At 30.4% G+C, this 3,874-nt stretch carries 1 protein-coding gene; it reads left to right on the top strand.

The genetic code is table 11. The features are described 5' to 3' along the window. A partial coding sequence (locus ABMA45_RS08345; protein WP_348030136.1) for a DUF6531 domain-containing protein occupies positions 1-3,874 on the top strand: 3,874 nt, incomplete at both ends.

The raw sequence follows: 3,874 nt of genomic DNA on the forward strand, positions 1-3,874 counted from the left end.
TATACATATACAGGAGATTTGTACACAATAACATATACATATACAAATACATCTAACAAAACAATTAACGGAATGCAGTTATATTTTGATAGCGAAAAGCAGTATTCAAATGATGGGAGAGTGTTTGTCGATTGTGCAAAAAATACCTATAAGAAGGTAGATGAGTTAGCACCGGGTGAAAAAATTACAATAAAATATACAACTCAGATACAGTTTAAGGACAAAAATGGAGATGAAGCATATTACGAACTTATAAGCATGATTATGAAAACTTTGCCGGGAAGTAATGCATCAATACCATATGAAGTGCATGTGAAACTAAATCCAATTCAATTAAAAGGATATGTTGATAAAACAAATGGTGTTAATGCAAATGATGGAGATCCTGTAGATTTGCTTACAGGAGAGTTTAATTACACATACACTGATTTAGAGAGTGTTGCAAAGTATAGCATTCCGGTAAAAAGATATTATAACTCAGGAAATTTTAATACAAATACAGGTTTTGGAAATGGCTGGAGTAACGAATATGATTACAGGGCAGTGTATGAAGATAACTGCGTAATTATTTATATACCTACAGGCGGACAAATTGTATTTAAGGATGATGGAACAGGTGAGTATACATGCCAGACAGATAATCAGAAGGAACTTATAAAAAATGAAGATATATATTTTTATAAAGAAAAAGGAAAAGAATATCAGTTTGACAAAGAAGGAAAATTAATAAAAATTACCGAAGAAGATGGATGGGTTACTAATTTCAGTTATGATAACAATAAATTGACTCAGATAAAAAGTAATGCGGGAATTTTAAAATACAGTTGGGAAGGAAATTATATTGTTAATGCATCTATAAATGGAATAGAAGTTAAATACGAATACAAATCAGGAAATCTTGTGAAGGTAACGAATGCAGATGGTGACAGTTGCGCATATGAATACAATGAGAATAACAACTTAACATTAATGACTGATTATGAAGGAAACGAATATGTAAAAAATGAATATGACAGCATAGGAAGAGTTATAAAACAAAAGGTTGCTGATTCCGGAGAATATACATTTACATATGACGATGAAAAAAGAGAAAACAGTTGTAAAAGTGAGAGTGGAAATGTTCACACAATAAAGTATAATGAGGATTTTTACATAATAGAAGATGTAGAACAGGATACAACAACATATGACTATAATGCTTTTGGACAATTAGTTGAAAAAACAGATAGTTATGGAACAACAACATATTCATATGATATTTATGGAAATGTTACTAATATTGTATATCCTGATAATACATCAGAATCATATAAGTATAATTCCAAAGGTAAAGTCATAACTTACAGAAATGCAATAGATTCAGTAACAAATTATGAATATAATACCAGAGGAAATCTTATAAAGGAAACTGATGGATTAGGGAATAGTGTAACTTATACATACGATTCATTTGGAAATGTAATAAGAGAAAAAAGTGGACAGGGAAATGTAATAAGCTATTCATACACAGACTCATTTCAAAGGGCAGCAGTAAGTGATGGAAGCAAAAATACAATAAAGTATAAGTATGACAAACTTGGAAGAAAAACTGAGGAAACTAACGGAAATGGAGAGAAAACAAAGTTTACTTATTCTTTAGCAGGAAAGCTTTTAAAAGAAACAGATGCATTAGGTAATGAAACAACATATGAAGTAGATAAAAATGGATATACTATTTCACAGACAGACAAAAATGGAAACAAAACATTAAATACCTATAATAAGCAGGGAAAGAAGACAGAAAAAACAAATGCTTTAGGCGTAAAGAGTAAATATACTTATCATATAGCAGGAAATCTTACGAAGATAACTGACGGTTTGGGATATGAGACGACATATACATATGATAAATATGGAAATGTAATATCAAAAACAGATGCATCCGGAAATTCATGGAATTATAAATATGATTCCAAAGGAAATCTGGTAGAAACCAAAGACCCATATAAGAAAAACAAACAATATAAGTATGATTCTAAGGGACAGGTAATTGAAGAGACAGACGAAAATGGAGGAAAAACAACATACACTTATAATGCTCTTGGAATGGTTACAAAGCAGACGGACCCATTGGGAAATAGTGTCAGATATGAATATGACGGTAACTTAAACCTTATTAAAGAAACAGATAAAAATGGAAATACAACAGAATATGTTTATGACAAGGAAAACAGACTTATTGAAAAGAAAACATTATATGGTAATACAACATATAATTATGATAAGGATGGCAACTTAATAAGGATTACAGAGCCTGAAAACAGAAAGACAGAATATGAATACGATAGATATGGACAGGTTATTTTAATAACTGATGCTCAGAAAGAAAAGACACAATATACATACGACGCTATCGGGAACATAACACAAATTATAAACCCTAATGGAACAGCCATAAGTTATAAGTATGATAAAAATAGTAATGTTATACAAATAACAGACGAAAAAGAAAACGTTGAACAGTATGAATACAACGCAGAAAATAAAATAAGTAAATATGTTGATAAAGAAGGAAACATAACAACTTATAAATATGACGAAAATGGAAATCAGATTGAAGTTAACGAAAAACAGGATTTAGTCATAACAAAGAAATATAATGAAAATAATCTTTTGTCAGAAGAAACAGATGCAATAGGAACAAAGAAATATGTATATGATAAGCTTGGAAGAATTGTGGAAACAATATCAGGTGAAGGATACATTACATCATATAAATATGACGGTGTTGGAAACATCATAGAAAAAACAGATGAAAATAATAAGATTACAAATTATACATACGACCTAAATAATCGTCTGATTAAGATTACAAATCCTGAAGGAGAAATAACAGAATACAGTTATGACGCAAATGGAAATGTAATAAGCGAGAAAGATGCCAAAGGAAATATTACATTATATGAATATGATGAAAATAACAATCCTGTAAAGAAAACAGATGCAAATGGAAATGTGTCTGTATGGAGTTATGATGCAAATGGTAACGTAACAGAATACAAAAATCCTCAGGGTGTAAAACAAGCATATGAATATGATGGCAATGGAAACATTGTAAAAATAACAGATGGTCGAAATAATACTGTTACAATGGAATATGATTCGATGAATCGTATGACAAAGAAAGTTTCGGCAAATAATGTCATAACACAGTACTCATATGACGAAAGTGGAAATTTGAAGACAGAGACAGACGGAAATGGAAATGTCACAACATATAAGTATGACAAAGAAGGAAACTGCACAGAAAAAATAAAGACAGGAAGCAGTGAAAAGTATACATATGACAAAGAAGGAAGACTTACATCAATAACATATTCTGATAATAGTATGGAAAAATTTGAATATGATGTACACGGAAATAAAACATCATATACAGATAAAAAAGGCAATACTATGACGTATATTTATGATAAAGATGACAGAATGACAAAAACTGTTGATGCAAATGGAATAAGTACGGAGTATGAATATGATGGAGTTGGAAATCTTACAAAAAAGACGCTTCACAGAAAAAAGGGAAATAGCAAGGCGGATGAAGTAACAACATATTCATATGATGGAAATAATAACCTTATATGTAAAACAGATGCCTTGGGCAAAAAGGAAAGTTATGAATATGACTTAAATGGAAACCTTGTAACGGTAAAAAATAACAGTGGAAAAGTCGTAACATCATACAGTTATGATGCCGTTAATAACTGTACTAAAAAAACAGTAGACGGAAAGACCACAACATATGAATATAATAAAAACGACTATCAGACAGCAATGTCAACGGCTAGTGGAACAATATCATATGTAAGGGATGAACTTGACAGAATAACAGAAACAG

This window comes from Eubacterium sp. CAG:156 (assembly GCF_000434315.1).
Taxonomy (GTDB): domain Bacteria; phylum Bacillota; class Clostridia; order Lachnospirales; family Lachnospiraceae; genus Eubacterium_U; species Eubacterium_U album.